At 29.5% G+C, this 14,324-nt stretch carries 17 protein-coding genes; all 17 read left to right on the top strand.

Features of this window, described 5'->3' with window-relative positions:
* Positions 1-648 (top strand): hypothetical protein, encoded by a 648-nt coding sequence (locus tag GQS57_RS05325; protein ID WP_165731543.1) that lies wholly within the window; start codon positions 1-3, stop codon positions 646-648.
* A gap of 2 nt (positions 649-650) precedes the next feature.
* Positions 651-1,307 carry a hypothetical protein gene (locus GQS57_RS05320; RefSeq protein ID WP_165731542.1) on the top strand — a complete coding sequence of 219 codons (657 nt, stop codon included), beginning with the start codon at positions 651-653 and terminating at the stop codon, positions 1,305-1,307.
* The gene (locus GQS57_RS05315; protein ID WP_165731541.1) at positions 1,304-2,005 is read left to right on the top strand and encodes a hypothetical protein; all 702 of its coding nucleotides are present in this window, start codon (positions 1,304-1,306) and stop codon (positions 2,003-2,005) included. Before GQS57_RS05320 ends, GQS57_RS05315 begins: the two co-directional genes overlap by 4 nt.
* A gap of 12 nt (positions 2,006-2,017) precedes the next feature.
* The gene (locus GQS57_RS05310; RefSeq protein WP_165731540.1) at positions 2,018-2,725 is read left to right on the top strand and encodes a hypothetical protein; all 708 of its coding nucleotides are present in this window, start codon (positions 2,018-2,020) and stop codon (positions 2,723-2,725) included.
* A 232-nt stretch (positions 2,726-2,957) separates the two neighbouring features.
* Positions 2,958-4,424 (top strand): DUF5687 family protein, encoded by a 1,467-nt coding sequence (locus GQS57_RS05305; protein WP_165731539.1) that lies wholly within the window; start codon positions 2,958-2,960, stop codon positions 4,422-4,424.
* 24 nt (positions 4,425-4,448) lie between these two features.
* Entirely contained in the window at positions 4,449-5,150 is a 702-nt protein-coding gene (locus GQS57_RS05300) for an ABC transporter ATP-binding protein (RefSeq protein WP_165731538.1), read from the top strand.
* A gap of 114 nt (positions 5,151-5,264) precedes the next feature.
* A complete protein-coding gene (locus tag GQS57_RS05295) occupies positions 5,265-7,490 on the top strand; it encodes a tetratricopeptide repeat protein (protein ID WP_165731537.1) in 2,226 nt (741 codons plus the stop codon).
* A gap of 43 nt (positions 7,491-7,533) precedes the next feature.
* The gene (locus GQS57_RS05290; RefSeq protein WP_240915436.1) at positions 7,534-7,905 is read left to right on the top strand and encodes a polymer-forming cytoskeletal protein; all 372 of its coding nucleotides are present in this window, start codon (positions 7,534-7,536) and stop codon (positions 7,903-7,905) included.
* On the top strand, positions 7,871-8,089 hold the full coding sequence (locus tag GQS57_RS05285) for an AtpZ/AtpI family protein (RefSeq protein WP_165731535.1): 219 nt from the start codon (positions 7,871-7,873) through the stop codon (positions 8,087-8,089). The genes GQS57_RS05290 and GQS57_RS05285 overlap by 35 nt, the downstream gene beginning before the upstream one ends.
* The gene (locus tag GQS57_RS19205) at positions 8,082-8,471 is read left to right on the top strand and encodes a DUF6168 family protein (RefSeq protein WP_368855179.1); all 390 of its coding nucleotides are present in this window, start codon (positions 8,082-8,084) and stop codon (positions 8,469-8,471) included. The genes GQS57_RS05285 and GQS57_RS19205 overlap by 8 nt, the downstream gene beginning before the upstream one ends.
* Before the next feature lie 81 nt (positions 8,472-8,552).
* Positions 8,553-9,686 carry a F0F1 ATP synthase subunit A gene (gene atpB, locus GQS57_RS05280; protein ID WP_165731534.1) on the top strand — a complete coding sequence of 378 codons (1,134 nt, stop codon included), beginning with the start codon at positions 8,553-8,555 and terminating at the stop codon, positions 9,684-9,686.
* 76 nt (positions 9,687-9,762) lie between these two features.
* On the top strand, positions 9,763-9,951 hold the full coding sequence (gene atpE, locus GQS57_RS05275; protein ID WP_068447578.1) for an ATP synthase F0 subunit C: 189 nt from the start codon (positions 9,763-9,765) through the stop codon (positions 9,949-9,951).
* A 94-nt stretch (positions 9,952-10,045) separates the two neighbouring features.
* The gene (locus GQS57_RS05270) at positions 10,046-10,546 is read left to right on the top strand and encodes a F0F1 ATP synthase subunit B (RefSeq protein WP_165731533.1); all 501 of its coding nucleotides are present in this window, start codon (positions 10,046-10,048) and stop codon (positions 10,544-10,546) included.
* Positions 10,547-10,553: 7 nt separating this feature from the next.
* A complete protein-coding gene (gene atpH, locus GQS57_RS05265) occupies positions 10,554-11,111 on the top strand; it encodes an ATP synthase F1 subunit delta (RefSeq protein WP_165731532.1) in 558 nt (185 codons plus the stop codon).
* 21 nt (positions 11,112-11,132) lie between these two features.
* Positions 11,133-12,710, top strand: a complete 1,578-nt coding sequence (atpA, locus tag GQS57_RS05260) for a F0F1 ATP synthase subunit alpha (RefSeq protein ID WP_165731531.1) — start codon at positions 11,133-11,135, stop codon at positions 12,708-12,710.
* 49 nt (positions 12,711-12,759) lie between these two features.
* Positions 12,760-13,626: an ATP synthase F1 subunit gamma gene (gene atpG, locus GQS57_RS05255; protein WP_165731530.1), complete on the top strand. Its 867-nt coding sequence runs from the start codon at positions 12,760-12,762 to the stop codon at positions 13,624-13,626.
* 171 nt (positions 13,627-13,797) lie between these two features.
* Complete coding sequence (locus GQS57_RS05250; protein ID WP_165731529.1) at positions 13,798-14,262, top strand: hypothetical protein; 465 nt, start codon at positions 13,798-13,800, stop codon at positions 14,260-14,262.
* The last annotated feature ends 62 nt before the right edge of the window (positions 14,263-14,324 follow it).

The raw sequence follows: 14,324 nt of genomic DNA, 5'->3' as shown, positions 1-14,324 counted from the left end.
ATGGAACTAACAAAGGAAGAAATACAGAAAGTAGAACATTATTTAAACATAAAACATATTACTTATATCGATTTAAGAGTGGAAGTTTTAGACCATATTGTTTCTGAAATTGAAGACGTAATGCGAAAAGAGAAAATTACTTTTCATTATGCTTTTGCAACTGCAAAACAAAAATGGAATCCGCAATTAAAAGAAACTACCAGTATGTTTTTCGGTTTGGGTTTTTCTGCACCAAAAATTGTAATTCAGAAAGCAAAAAAGGTGTATTGGAAACAATATGTATTTTTATTAGCATCTTATTTTATACCCTTTTTATTGTTAACTCATTTTAACTTTACAATAGAAAACCCCACAGAGTATAGTTTTTTTACCCTTTTTAAAGGAGTCGTAATTTTTAGTTTTCTGGCTTTTATTTACATGTTGGTTTTTAGAAATTATAAAATTGAAACTACTTATGGTTTTATTTTAAAAGCTCAAAGTTTAGGCGCTTTTACTGGGTTAATTGTTTTGGCTGTATTTTTCACACGTTTAAAAGAGTTAAACGGAATTAACATTGGTATGCTTTGCTCTTATATTTATATGACTATTAGTTATTTCCATTTCTATAAAAAACACCAAGAAGCTATCAAAAAATATAAAATTTCATAACTATGGAATTAACAAAAGAGCAAATACAGTACATAGATCATCGTTTAGAAAACGAAGGTGTAAAATATTGGGATATTAGAATAGAAATATTAGATCATGTAGTTTCTGATGTTGAGAAAAGAATGGATAATGAGGAAAGTTTTGATGATGCAATTAAAAATTCATTTATTTTTTTAGGACATAATGGGAACTTTGATGATTTATTAAAAAGTAGACAAAAGCTTTATCAAAGATTAAATAACAAAAGTTTTCTTAAAGAGTTTAAACTATTTTTCACTTCATTTAAAAGTGTTTTTAGTTACATGCTAATTATATTAATATGTTATTTATTTCAAGATGAGAGATTAATTATTAAAATACTTATTGCATCGTCTTTAAGTGCTTTTACACTTGTTACTGTGTTTAGCTTAGTACATTCTAAAAAAGTTTTTAAATCCGCCAGTCTTTTGGCTAATTTTAATTTTCTATCTATTTCATTAACACTCTTAAATTGCTTTATTTTTTTTCCAAGAGTTTTTATGGATATAGATAAATTACCTAATGAATATTTAGCTCTGGTTGTTGTAATTATATACCCATTCTTTTATGTTAGTTATATCAATTTCTTTAAAGGCTATAAAAAGATTAATGCCTCTTATTTAAAACTAATTAAAGAATGAAACTAACCAACACTCACATAGAAGAACTCTACAAATTCACTAAAAAACATTACGTAGAATATTATGATGTTCAAACGGAATTGGTAGATCATTTGGCAAATGACATAGAAAGTATTTGTAAAGAAAACCCGAGTTTAACTTTTGAGCAAGCTAGAGATACATCTTTCAAAAAATTTGGCGTTTTTGGTTTTATGGATGTTGTAGAGAAAAAACAATCTCAAATGACAAAAAAGTACTTTAAAATCATTTTTAAGTTTGCTAAAGAATGGTTTCAACTTCCTAAAATTATACTTACAATATTACTTTTTACAGGTTTTTATCAATTGCAAAATACTTCAAATGCCTACACAGTATATGTTACTGTTTTTGGGTTTGTTTTTATAGCACAAGTAATTTTAACAATCATCAATGCTAGAAAGTTAAAAAAGGAATTTAAAATAACACAAAAAAAATGGCTGTTCAAAAACATTATTAATGTTCAAGGATTGATATATTCGGCTTTTATATTAATTTATTCTTTCCATTATTTATTTCCGAATAACTCCAAAGACTTTTTAGTAATGGGAGATTTTAGAAAAGCTTTCTCAGCATTTTTTATCACATTTATACTAATTTTCGGCTATATCACTTTAATTGTTATTCCTAAAAAAGCAGAAGAATTATTAGCAGAAACATATCCAGAATATAAATTGGTTTAAATTTTCAGGTTAATGAAATTTTCAGAAAATCAAATAGACGAACTTTATAAATTTACCAAAAAACATTATGTGTATTATTACGATGTGCAAACCGAATTGGTAGATCATTTAGCAAACGACATAGAAGAAATCTGGGTAGCTCAACCACTTTTAACATTTGAAGAAGCTCGAGATACATCCTTTAAAAAATTCGGTATTTTTGGCTTTATGGATGTTGTAGAAAGCAGACAAAAAGCCATGAATAAACGTTATTGGAAAATAATATTACGTTTTGCAAAAGAGTGGTTTACAGTTCCTAAAATAATCATCACCTTTTCTGTATTTCTATTATTTTTTAGTCTTTTACAGATAAAATTTTCGGAATATATTTTCTTAGCAACTCTTTTAATTTTAATTACATTAGAAGGCATAAATTCTTACAAAGTGAGAAAAAAGCACAAAGAAAAAGAAGTGAAAAAAGAAAAGATATTTCTTTTAGAAGAGATGCTTGGCACGACAAAAAACACCTACACAGGTTTTACTTTTGTCAACTTATTTAACATTGCCAATTTAACAAGATTAGATTTTAGTCACTTAAATAGCTATTGGATTTTCGCTATTTCTATTGTACTGACTTTATTATGCATTTTGTTTTATGTTTCTAATTATATACTTCCCCAAAAAGCAGAAGAATTACTACAAGAAACCTACCCAGAATATAAAATGGTAAAAAGCGATTAAACAACTTTTAAGAATACGAATATCACTTCTATCTTAGTAATAGTCTCCTAAAGAAGTTAAAAACATAATGGAACAATAGTATGAGATTTCTCCGAAAAGTCGAAATGACAAATTGCATGAAAAAAGTACAATAAATGAAGTATTCTTATCAAAAAAAAGAAAATTAAAAATATTCTGTAACAAATTCCATTTCTAAACTACTTATTATCAATCTAACTAATTACCAAAACTTATGATTTCACATTTTTTAAAGCTAGAATGGAAACAATTTACACGTTCTGCCTCTTTAGGGAAAAGCGTTTCCATAAAAATATTAATGGGCTTTTTGGCAATTTGGATGCTTCTTGGATTTCTTTCTGTTGGGATTGGAGCCTATTTCTTTCTTGAAAAAGAATTCCCTAACAATGACCCTTTTATTATGGCGAATAAATTTATAATTTTCTTCATAATCATAGATTTACTTTTTCGCTATTTAATGCAGAAAATTCCTGTAATGGATATAAAGCCAATGCTTATTTTATCAATAAAAAAGAAAAAACTAGTAAACTATATTTTAACCAAATCTATTTTCTCCTTTTTTAATTTCAGTGCTTTAACACTCTACATACCTTTTGCTTTTATCTTAATTTCTAAGGGATATAATTTTACAGGTGTATTAGCTTGGACTTTTTTTATGCTGACAATTACAATCTGCGTAAACTTTATAAATTTCTTAATTAATAAAAATAATATTGCGCTGGGAGTTATAATTATATCTATAGCAAGTATATGGATATCTTTTAAATACCAAATATTTGATATGACTCATTTTTTTGGCGATGTATTTTATACTATTTATAAAAACCCTTTGCTTGCCATTATTGGGCTGCTATTATCAATAATATTATACTATTTAAACTTTAAACAACTATCTAATATTATATATCTAGATGGAGCCATAAAACAAAAAGAGGAAGAAGTAAAAACTGCTGATTTATCTATGATAGATAAACTAGGTGATGTTGCTCCTTTTATTAAAAATGATATTCGATTAATTTGGCGAAATAAAAGAACAAGAACAGTATTTTTAATGTCTTTTTTATTTTTACTAATTGGCTTAGTATTCTTCACTGTAAAAACATACAAAGATTCAGAAATATGGCAATTATATGGTTGCATTTTTTTAACGGGTGGTTTTGCCATGAATTACGGACAATTTGTACCCGCATGGGATAGTGAACATTATAGAATGTTAATGACTCAAAACTTTTCTTATCGAAAATTTTTAGATTCTAAATGGTTTTTAATGGTAGTTATGACCATTATTTTATTTGTTTTATCTACACCGTACATTTATTTTGGTTTTGACAAATACCTTTTAATTGTTGCAGGATTCTTCTTTAATCTAGGTTTTACACCGTTAGTAATGCTATATATGGGAGCATTTAATAAAAAAAGAATAGATTTAAATGCTAGTGGTTTTGGTAATACACAAGGTACAAGTGCAGCGCAATTTTTAGTAATGATTCCTGTTTTAATTTTACCAATGATAATTTACGCCATTGTTAATCACTTTTTCGGTTTTAATACAGCGGTAATTGTTATTGCAGCTGTTGGTGTTATTTCATTTTTATCAAAAAACGGATTAATGAATTTGATAGAAAAAAAGTACCAACAAAATAAATACAAAACACTTCACGGTTTTAAACAATCGGAATAGATCAACCTTAAATTCAACATCAAAATGATTACAATAGATACAATTACTAAAAAATACGGAAAAACAGAAGTTTTAAATGTAGCATCAGTAGAAATTCCTACCGGACAAAGTTTTGGTTTGGTTGGTAACAACGGAGCAGGAAAAACTACTTTGTTTAATATACTTTTAGATTTAATTAGACCTACAACAGGGAGTATTACAAACCATAAAATTGTTGTAAACCAAAGTGAAGATTGGAAAAATTTTACAGGTTCTTTTATAGACGAATCTTTTTTAATTGGTTACTTAACCGCAGAAGAATATTTCGATTTTATTGGAGATTTACGTGGCATGAACAAAGCAGATGTAAAATCTTTTCTAACTCAGTTTAATGACTTTTTTAACGAAGAAATTATAGGAAAGAAAAAATACCTGAGAGATTTAAGTAAAGGAAACCAGAAAAAAGCCGGAATTGTTGCTGCATTAATGGGAGATCCGAAAGTTGTAATTCTAGACGAACCTTTTGCTAATTTAGATCCAACCACACAAATAAGATTAAAAACCATCATTAAAAAATTAACCGAAAACAGAGATATAACAGTTTTAATTTCTAGTCACGATTTAACACACGTTACCGAAGTTTGTGAGCGCATAGTAGTTTTAGACAAGGGGAATGTGGTAAAAGATATAGAAACATCTACAGAAACTTTAGAGGAATTAGAAAGCTATTTTTCTGTAGAAGCCTAGTATTCTTAATTTATTACTATTTTTACGCATCAATTTATACTATTATCTATAGATTTTAGTTTAAATAAGAGTTTCTTACTTTTAAAATTAGTTGTTTAATCTAGATATATCTGCGTGAAAACCACCAAAAAAATAGTTTTAGTAATTGCCGTATTTTCAGTTCTATATTCTTGTAGTACAAGAAAAGATACTGTAATAAGCAGAAACTGGCATACCTTAAATACTAAGTACAATGTACTATTTAATGGTAAAGAAGCTTTTAATAAAGGAATTGAAGGTATTAATGAAGGCTATAAAGATGATTGGTTTACACAAATACCTATAGAACCAATTAAATTTGAAGAAGATAAAATTAACATCCCAAACTTTAATACAGGTATGGGTGCTGGTTTTAATGATGACAACGGAAACGAAGAAGAAAAAGCGAGTACTCCTTTTGGAATTGCAGAAGAAAAAGCTGTAAAAGCAATCCAAAAACATGGAATGAACATTAAAGATGTAGAGCGCAACAGACAAATTGATGATGCGTATCTATTATTAGGAAAAGCCCGTTATTACGAACAACGCTTTATACCTGCCATAGAAGCATTTAATTATGTTATTGCTACGTATCCGGATGCTAATTTAATTGCTGAAACCAAAATTTGGAGAGCAAAAGCTAATATTAGAAATGATAATGAAGAGTTCGCTATTGAATCTCTAAAATTACTTCTTCAGGTAAAAGACACACTAGAAGTAGATTTACCAGAAATAACGAGAGAACAAGGATATACTGCTTTAGCAATGGCCTATATAAAATCTGACAGTATAGATAACGCTAAAAAGTATCTAAATAAAGCTACAGAAACACTAAATAATAGAAACCAAGGTGCTAGAAATCTATTTGTTTTAGGTCAGATTTACAGTTCAGAACATAAAAAAGGTTCCGCATCACTTGCATTTCAGAGAATTATCGACTTTAGAAAAGCGCCCTACAAATACAAAATGCATGCCCATATAGAATTGGCAAAAAACTCTACTAGCGACTCTACTTCCAGTGCTATCTTAGAAAAAATTCAAGATTTAATTGAAGAAAGAGAAAACAGACCTTATTTAGATGAATTGTATTATCAAGCTGGTTATTTACACGAGCAAAACGATAGTATAAATTTAGCTGTAGCGTTTTATAATAAATCTCTTAGAGCTGAATCTGACAATGTAAAACAGAAAACATTTACCTACGAAAAATTAGGGAACATCAATTATAAAAATTCAAAATACATCGTTGCAAGTTCTTATTATGATAGTATTATAAACATTGCAGCAGATACTTTAAACTTAAAATTTAGACGTATTAAAAGAAAGCACAAAAACTTAGCTTCTTTAATTAATTTTGAAAATACTGTTGCTAAAAATGATAGTATTTTAAGAATTGTTGCACTTTCTAAACCCGAACAAGAAGCTTTTTTTCAAAAATACATAGACGATTTAAAAGAGAAAGATGAAGAAGCAGCTCAGTTAAAATTAAATCAGCAAGCCTTTGGAGATACGTTTGGCGGAAACATTTTAAAATCAAACACCAAAGGAAAATGGTATTTCTACAATTCTCAATCGATAAGTTTTGGTAAAACAGAATTTGCAAAAATTTGGGGAAACAGAGCTTTAGAAGATAATTGGAGATGGTCTGGAAAAGCAGCTACCAACATTGCAGACAATGACTCTTTGGTTATAAATACAAAAAATTTACGTTACGATTTAGCGAGCTACTTAGAAACGATTCCTACTGAAAAAGAAAAAATAGACACTTTAAAAATTAACAGAAATCTAGCTTTATACGAATTAGGTGTTATTTATAAAGAGCAATTTAAAGACACTAAACTAGCTTTAGAGAGATTAGAAAGAGTAAACAGTCTAAACCCTAGCAAAGAATTAGTTTTACCAATTAACTGGCATTTATATCAAATTTATAATGAGTTAGGTAGTGCTATAAAAACAAATCAACATAAAAACATCATTCTTACAGACTATCCTACCACTAAGTTTGCACAAATAATAAGAAACCCGAATAAACCTCTTGAAGAAGCTGTTTCTATAAATGAAATAGAAGAGACTTATAAAGAAATCTATTATCTATATAAAGAAGATAAGTTTGAAGAAACCGAAGCCAAAATAAACGAAATGCTTCCAACATTACAAGACTCAAAATTATTGCCAAAATTCGAGCTATTAAAAGCTTACGCTATAGGAAAATACCAAGATATAGAAACTTATAAAATTGCAATGGACTTTGTAGCTGTTAGCTACGGAAATACAGAAGAAGGAAAGAAAGCAAAAGAAATAGTAAAACAATTAAGTAAGTAATATGTTTAGTAATAAAAGTAAAAAACCACAAAATAAAAAAGTTATGGAAAGAAATGTTCTTGCTAAAAATACAAAAATTGTTGGCGACATAAAATCTGATGGTGATTTTAGAATTGATGGAACATTAGAAGGAACATTAGTGACAAAAGGACGAGTTATTATAGGTGCCGATGGTTTTGTTAAAGGAAAAGTGGAATGTACCAACGCGGATATAGAAGGTAAATATTCTGGAAACCTTTTGGTATTAAATACCCTAACCATAAAAACGAACGCAAACATTTCTGGAGAGGTAATAATTGGCAAACTATCTGTAGAACCAGGTGCTACATTTAACGCAACTTGTACTATGAAAGGAGCCGTAAAAGAATTAAATTCTAGTAATGACAAAAAAAACAGATCAGAAAAAACCGCTTAATAAAGCAATAAGACTCTCTGGTGCGGGTTTGCAAATGGGGTTAACTATTTATTTAGGTTCCTTGTTAGGGGAATGGTTAGATCTAAAATTTAACACTGCTTTCTTAACAGAAGCTATTACATTATTTGCCATCTTTGTAGCAACCTATTCTTTGATAAAACAAGCCAATAAAATTAATGATTAGAATTGTTATTACGTACTGTATTGCCTTAGTTTTACTTTTCGCTATCTGTTATGGTATTCATAGTTTTCTGATAGAAAAAAACCAAGTGATATTACATTTTAAGCTAGTAGAAATATACGAATTTAATGTTGGTTTCTCTGTATTGGTTTGTACTAATTTTGTTGCATTCTCTTTTGTTGATAAATTCAAGAAAAAATTAAGTTATATATATCTTGCCGCTATTCTTATTAAACTAATACTGTTTAAATTAGCCTTCTACGACACCCTGTTTCTAAAGGAAACACTCACTGTTTCAGAAAAATTATCGTTGCTAATTCCTACCCTTATTTTTTTATCAACAGATGCATTTTTTGTAGCTAAATTACTGAACAAAAAACAATAAAATAAAATAGCTAAAAAAAAGAGTGTAAGTATTTGAATAATTACATACCTTTGCCGCAAATTTAGAAAGCGTATTTTAAAAATGGGTGTTGCACAAAAAACAATCAAATTTCTGACAATAGCTGTAATAGCTCTTATTACAACTACAAGTTTCGCATTTGAATCAGGTAAAAAGACCGACGACCAAAACGACGGAGGACAAGTAAATACCAAAGAAGAGGTAAGAGCTTATATAGAGCATCACCTTAAAGATTCTCATGATTTCGCATTTTACTCTTACACAAATGATGCCAATGAAAGAAAACATGTAGGTTTTCCTCTTCCTGTTATTATTTGGACTACAGAAGGTTTAGTTACTTTTATGTCATCAGAATTTCATCATAATGACGATGGACATGTAATTGTAGAAAAAAACGCATTAAAATTCGCAAAAATACACAGTAAAATTTACGAGCTAGAAAACGGAGCTGCAACAGTTTCTTTTGATGATGCTCATCATGCTACAAACGCTAGTAGAGTTTTAGATTTTTCTATCACTAAATCTGTTGTAGGTATTTTATTTGCAGGATTCTTAATGTTCTTAGGATTCTCTAGATTAGCAAAACAATATAAATCAAGACAAATACCAAAAGGATTTAGTCGTGTTTTAGAGCCTTTAGTTTTATACGTTAGAGACGAAATTGCAAGACCAAACATTGGTGAGAAAAAATATAAAAAATTTACAGGCTTTTTATTAACCGTATTTTTCTTTATCTGGATCTTAAACTTATTAGGTTTAACTCCATTTGGATTTAACGTTACGGGTCAAATTGCTGTAACATTAGCATTGGCATTATTTACAATGGTAATCTATTTAGTAAATGGTACCAAAGATTTTTGGATGCACACATTATGGATGCCAGGTGTACCTTATATTTTAAGACCTATATTAGCAGTTATAGAATTAGCTGGTTTTATTTTAATTAAACCGTTTTCATTACTTGTACGTTTATTCGCAAACATTACTGCGGGTCACTTTATTGTAATGAGTTTAATTGCATTAATGGTAACAATGAAAGAAGCATTCGGACCTGTAGCATCTACAGGAATGTCTTTAGCATTGGCTTTATTTATAATGGTTATTGAATTATTAGTAGCCTTTTTACAAGCATACATTTTCACAATGTTATCATCATTATTTATTGGAATGGCTGTTGAAGAGCATGACCATCACTAAAAAACCTTGGTGCAAACCAAGTATCAAAAAAGAGTATTAGAATTTGTTTAATTAATATATTTAAAAATCAATTAGTATGTACAATTTAATTGGAGCAGGATTAATCGTAATCGGAGGAGGACTTGGATTAGGTCAAATCGGTGGAAAAGCAATGGAAAGTATTGCTCGTCAACCTGAAGCAGCTGGTAAAATTCAAACCGCAATGATCATCATTGGTGCCTTATTAGAAGGATTAGCATTTGGTGCATTAATCTTAGGGAAATAATTTTCTCAAAAAAAAACGAAAACACATTTCTGTAACGGTTGGTTACAGAAAGTGTTTTTAAATTAAACAAAGAACAATATAATTAGTAAATAGAATGGAAACTTTATTAAACGACTTTTCACCAGGCTTATTTGCAATGCAAGTAGTAATCTTAATTATCTTATTAATTTTGATGAAAAAATTTGCTTGGAAGCCAATTCTAAACTCTTTAGAAGAAAGAGAAACAGGTATAGAAGATGCATTAGAAGCTGCAGAAAATGCACGTAAAGAAATGCAAAATCTACAAGCAGATAATGAGAAATTATTAAAAGAAGCTAGAGCAGAAAGAGAAGCAATGATGAAAGATGCTAGAGATATTAGAGATAATATGCTAGCAGAAGCAAAAGAAGATGCAAAAGAAGTTACTTCTAAATTAATAGAAAAAGCACAAGCATCAATTCAGCAAGAAAAGCAAGCTGCTATAGCCGATATTAAGAAAAACGTTGCCGAATTATCTATTGGTATCGCAGAATCAGTAATTAAAAAAGAATTATCTAATAAAAAAGATCAACTAGAATTAGTTGAAGGACTTTTAAAAGATGTTACTTTAAACTAATTTAAGCATGAAAAACGCAAGAGCAGCAATACGTTATGCAAAAGCAATTTTAAATCTTGCTAAAGATTCAAAAGAAGAAACTGCCGTAAATGACGATATGTTATTGATAGCTAGTACAATTTCTGAAAATGAAACTTTTGAAGTAATGCTAAAAAGTCCTATTGTTAAACCATCAGAAAAAACAAAAGTTTTAAAAGCTTTGTTTGAAGGTAAAGTAAACAATATTACACTTGGCTTGTTTCATTTATTACAAGATAATAAAAGAATATCAATGCTTCTTAGTATTGCAAAGCAATATGCTATTATTTATGATTTTGATAAGAATATAAAAGTAGCAAAGGTAACTACAGCAGTTCCTTTAACAGAAGAAATAGAAAAGAAAGTTTTAGCTAAAATTGTAGCCATTACAGGAGACAAAGCTAATATAGAGAACGTAGTTAATCCGGCTATTTTAGGAGGATTTATTTTACGTGTGGGAGATGTGCAATATGATGCAAGTATCTCTAATTATTTATACGAATTGAAAAAGGAATTTGACAACAGTCATTTTATTCCAAAAATTTAATTATACATCAAATTATAAAAGATGGCAAGTATCAAACCAGCTGAAGTATCAGCAATTTTAAAGCAACAGTTAACAAATTTTGAAGCAAAAGCTACTTTAAACGAAGTAGGTACTGTTTTACAAGTAGGAGATGGAATTGCTCGTGTTTACGGTCTTTCTAACGTTCAATATGGTGAATTAGTAGAATTCGATAATGGATTAGAAGGTATTGTATTAAACTTAGAAGAAGACAATGTAGGTGTTGTTTTATTAGGTGCATCAACTTCTATTAGAGAAGGATCTAACGTTAAACGTACAGAACGTATTGCCTCTTTACAAGCAGGTGAAGGCGTTGTAGGACGTGTTGTAGATACTTTAGGAAACCCTATTGATGGTAAAGGACCAATTACAGGTAAAACTTATCAAATGCCTTTAGAGCGTAGAGCTCCTGGAGTTATTTATAGAGAGCCAGTAACAGAGCCATTACAAACTGGTATTAAATCTATTGATGCAATGATTCCTGTTGGACGTGGACAACGTGAGTTAATCATTGGAGATAGACAAACTGGTAAATCTACCGTTGCTATTGATACTATTTTAAATCAAAAAGAATTTTACGATGCTGGTGAACCAGTATATTGTATATATGTAGCTATTGGTCAAAAAGCTTCTACTGTTGCAGCAATTGCAAACATGTTAGAAGAAAAAGGCGCAATGTCTTATACTACAATCGTAGCAGCAAATGCATCAGATCCTGCAGCAATGCAAGTATATGCACCATTTGCTGGAGCTGCAATTGGAGAATTTTTTAGAGATACTGGTAGACCAGCTTTAATTGTTTTTGATGATTTATCTAAACAAGCAGTTGCATACCGTGAGATTTCTTTATTATTAAGAAGACCTCCAGGACGTGAGGCATATCCTGGTGATGTATTTTACTTACACTCAAGATTATTAGAACGTGCTGCAAAATTAATCAATGATGATAAAATTGCTAGTGAAATGAACGATTTACCGGATTCTTTAAAAGGAATTGTAAAAGGTGGAGGTTCTTTAACTGCATTACCAATTATTGAAACACAAGCAGGAGACGTTTCAGCATATATTCCAACAAACGTAATTTCGATTACAGATGGACAAATTTTCTTAGATGGAGATTTATTTAACTCTGGTGTTCGTCCAGCAATTAACGTAGGTATTTCTGTATCTCGTGTTGGTGGTAACGCTCAGATTAAAGCAATGAAAAAAGTATCTGGTACTTTAAAATTAGATCAAGCTCAATATCGTGAATTAGAAGCGTTTGCAAAGTTTGGTTCTGATTTAGATGCTGCTACAATGAGCGTAATTTCTAAAGGACAACGTAACGTTGAAATTTTAAAACAAGCTCAAAATGATCCTTACTCAGTAGAAGATCAAGTTGCTATTATCTACGCAGGTTCTAAGAACTTATTAAAAGACGTACCTGTAAATCAAGTTAAGAAATTTGAGAGAGATTATATCGATTACTTAAACTCAAAACATAGAGATACTTTAGATACATTAAAATCTGGTAAATTAACACCAGAAACAATTGCAGTATTAGAAGCAGCAGCTAAAGAAATTTCTACTCATTTCGAATAAAAAATAGTTGTCATTCCCGCGCAAGCGGGAATTTCAAAATTCCAATAGAATGGCAAACTTAAAAGAAATACGTAATAGAATTACCTCTATTAAATCTACAATGCAGATTACATCTGCCATGAAAATGGTATCTGCTGCAAAGTTAAAAAAAGCACAAGATGCAATTACGGCAATGCGTCCATATTCATCTAAACTAACTGAATTGTTGCAAAATTTAAGTGCAACTTTAGATAGTAATGCTGGTGGAGTGTATTCAAATCAAAGAGAGGTTTCTAAAGTTTTATTAGTTGTTGTAACTTCTAACAGAGGTTTGTGTGGTGGTTTTAACTCATCAATTACAAAAACAGTTATTAGAACTGTAAAAGAAAAATACAGTAATGTTGATGTAGACCTATTTACCATTGGTAAAAAAGGTGGAGATGTTTTATCTAAACAATATAACATTGCAGAAGCTAATAACGAAATTTACGACGATTTAACTTTTGATAACGTAGCTGAAATTGCTGAAAAGTTAATGCATCTATTTGCAGAGGGTACATATGATAAAATTGAACTTATTTATAATCAATTTAAGAATGCTGCAACTCAAATTCCGCAAGTAGAACAATTTTTACCAATTAAACCTATTGAAGGTGGTGATGCAGAAGCAGTAAGTTCTGATTATATTTACGAACCATCTAAATTACAAATTGTTGAAGCTTTAATACCTAAATCTTTAAAGACTCAGTTATATAAAGCACTTAGAGATAGTTTTGCATCAGAACACGGTGCTCGTATGACTGCAATGCACAAAGCAACAGACAACGCTACCGATTTAAGAGACGATTTATTGTTAACTTATAACAAAGCACGTCAGGCAGCAATTACTAACGAAATATTAGAAATTGTTGGTGGTGCAGAAGCATTGAACAATTAGACGAAGTTTTTTACTGAGTCAAATTATTCAAAATGCAGAAGCATTGAATAATTAGACACTTTAATTATCCTGCGAAAGCAGAAACTTATATAAAAAAGAGCTTATCAGAATTGATAAGCTCTTTTTTTATACCTTGGCATATAGTTTGATTTCTATTACAAAATAAGAATTATGAAAACTTTATCCATTTTACTACTTATATTGAGCTTTTCACAATGTGGAAGCACTCAGTTTGAAAAGAATACTCCTTTTATAATTGATTCGGCAAACTATATGACTTGGACTGGAGGACAACCAGGAATTCATGGTATTAATGTTCAAATTCAATTAAAAGAAAAATCGAATATTACATTTGATTCGTTATACTTTAGAAACAAGGCCACAAAAGTCGAAATTAAAGAAGCATCTCTAATTATAGCAAACTATACTAATTCAAAGAATAAAAACTTAGATATTACACTTCATTTAGACCCTAAAAAGGAATTTAGAAATAAACTTCCCATACAAAAAAAGATTCCTTTTGAATTATCAAAAAATGAAGCAGTCCTCACCTATCAACTAAATGGAAAAACAAAATATTATAAAATAAAAGATATTAAAGAAAGGGATACTAAACCTACTCAACAAATACAATAAGATGCAAAAAGATTCTTTAAAAATCACTCAATTATGAGTGGTTTTTATTTTTGGCACGTATT

The sequence above is a fragment of the Polaribacter sp. 20A6 genome, from assembly GCF_011378915.1.
Lineage (GTDB): Bacteria > Bacteroidota > Bacteroidia > Flavobacteriales > Flavobacteriaceae > Polaribacter > Polaribacter sejongensis.
The sequence above is the reverse complement of the archived record's forward strand: the minus strand, read 5'-3'. Positions and strand labels throughout refer to the sequence as shown.

Coding starts and splice junctions, on each gene's coding strand:
- GQS57_RS05305 (WP_165731539.1), top strand. CDS start 2,958: ATGATTTCACATTTTTTAAAGCTAGAATGGAAACAATTTACACGTTCT.
- GQS57_RS05290 (WP_240915436.1), top strand. CDS start 7,534: ATGGAAAGAAATGTTCTTGCTAAAAATACAAAAATTGTTGGCGACATA.
- GQS57_RS05325 (WP_165731543.1), top strand. CDS start 1: ATGGAACTAACAAAGGAAGAAATACAGAAAGTAGAACATTATTTAAAC.
- GQS57_RS05250 (WP_165731529.1), top strand. CDS start 13,798: ATGAAAACTTTATCCATTTTACTACTTATATTGAGCTTTTCACAATGT.
- GQS57_RS05270 (WP_165731533.1), top strand. CDS start 10,046: ATGGAAACTTTATTAAACGACTTTTCACCAGGCTTATTTGCAATGCAA.
- atpE (WP_068447578.1), top strand. CDS start 9,763: ATGTACAATTTAATTGGAGCAGGATTAATCGTAATCGGAGGAGGACTT.
- GQS57_RS05320 (WP_165731542.1), top strand. CDS start 651: ATGGAATTAACAAAAGAGCAAATACAGTACATAGATCATCGTTTAGAA.
- GQS57_RS05315 (WP_165731541.1), top strand. CDS start 1,304: ATGAAACTAACCAACACTCACATAGAAGAACTCTACAAATTCACTAAA.
- atpB (WP_165731534.1), top strand. CDS start 8,553: ATGGGTGTTGCACAAAAAACAATCAAATTTCTGACAATAGCTGTAATA.
- GQS57_RS05300 (WP_165731538.1), top strand. CDS start 4,449: ATGATTACAATAGATACAATTACTAAAAAATACGGAAAAACAGAAGTT.
- GQS57_RS05310 (WP_165731540.1), top strand. CDS start 2,018: ATGAAATTTTCAGAAAATCAAATAGACGAACTTTATAAATTTACCAAA.
- atpH (WP_165731532.1), top strand. CDS start 10,554: ATGAAAAACGCAAGAGCAGCAATACGTTATGCAAAAGCAATTTTAAAT.
- GQS57_RS19205 (WP_368855179.1), top strand. CDS start 8,082: ATGATTAGAATTGTTATTACGTACTGTATTGCCTTAGTTTTACTTTTC.
- GQS57_RS05285 (WP_165731535.1), top strand. CDS start 7,871: ATGACAAAAAAAACAGATCAGAAAAAACCGCTTAATAAAGCAATAAGA.
- atpG (WP_165731530.1), top strand. CDS start 12,760: ATGGCAAACTTAAAAGAAATACGTAATAGAATTACCTCTATTAAATCT.
- atpA (WP_165731531.1), top strand. CDS start 11,133: ATGGCAAGTATCAAACCAGCTGAAGTATCAGCAATTTTAAAGCAACAG.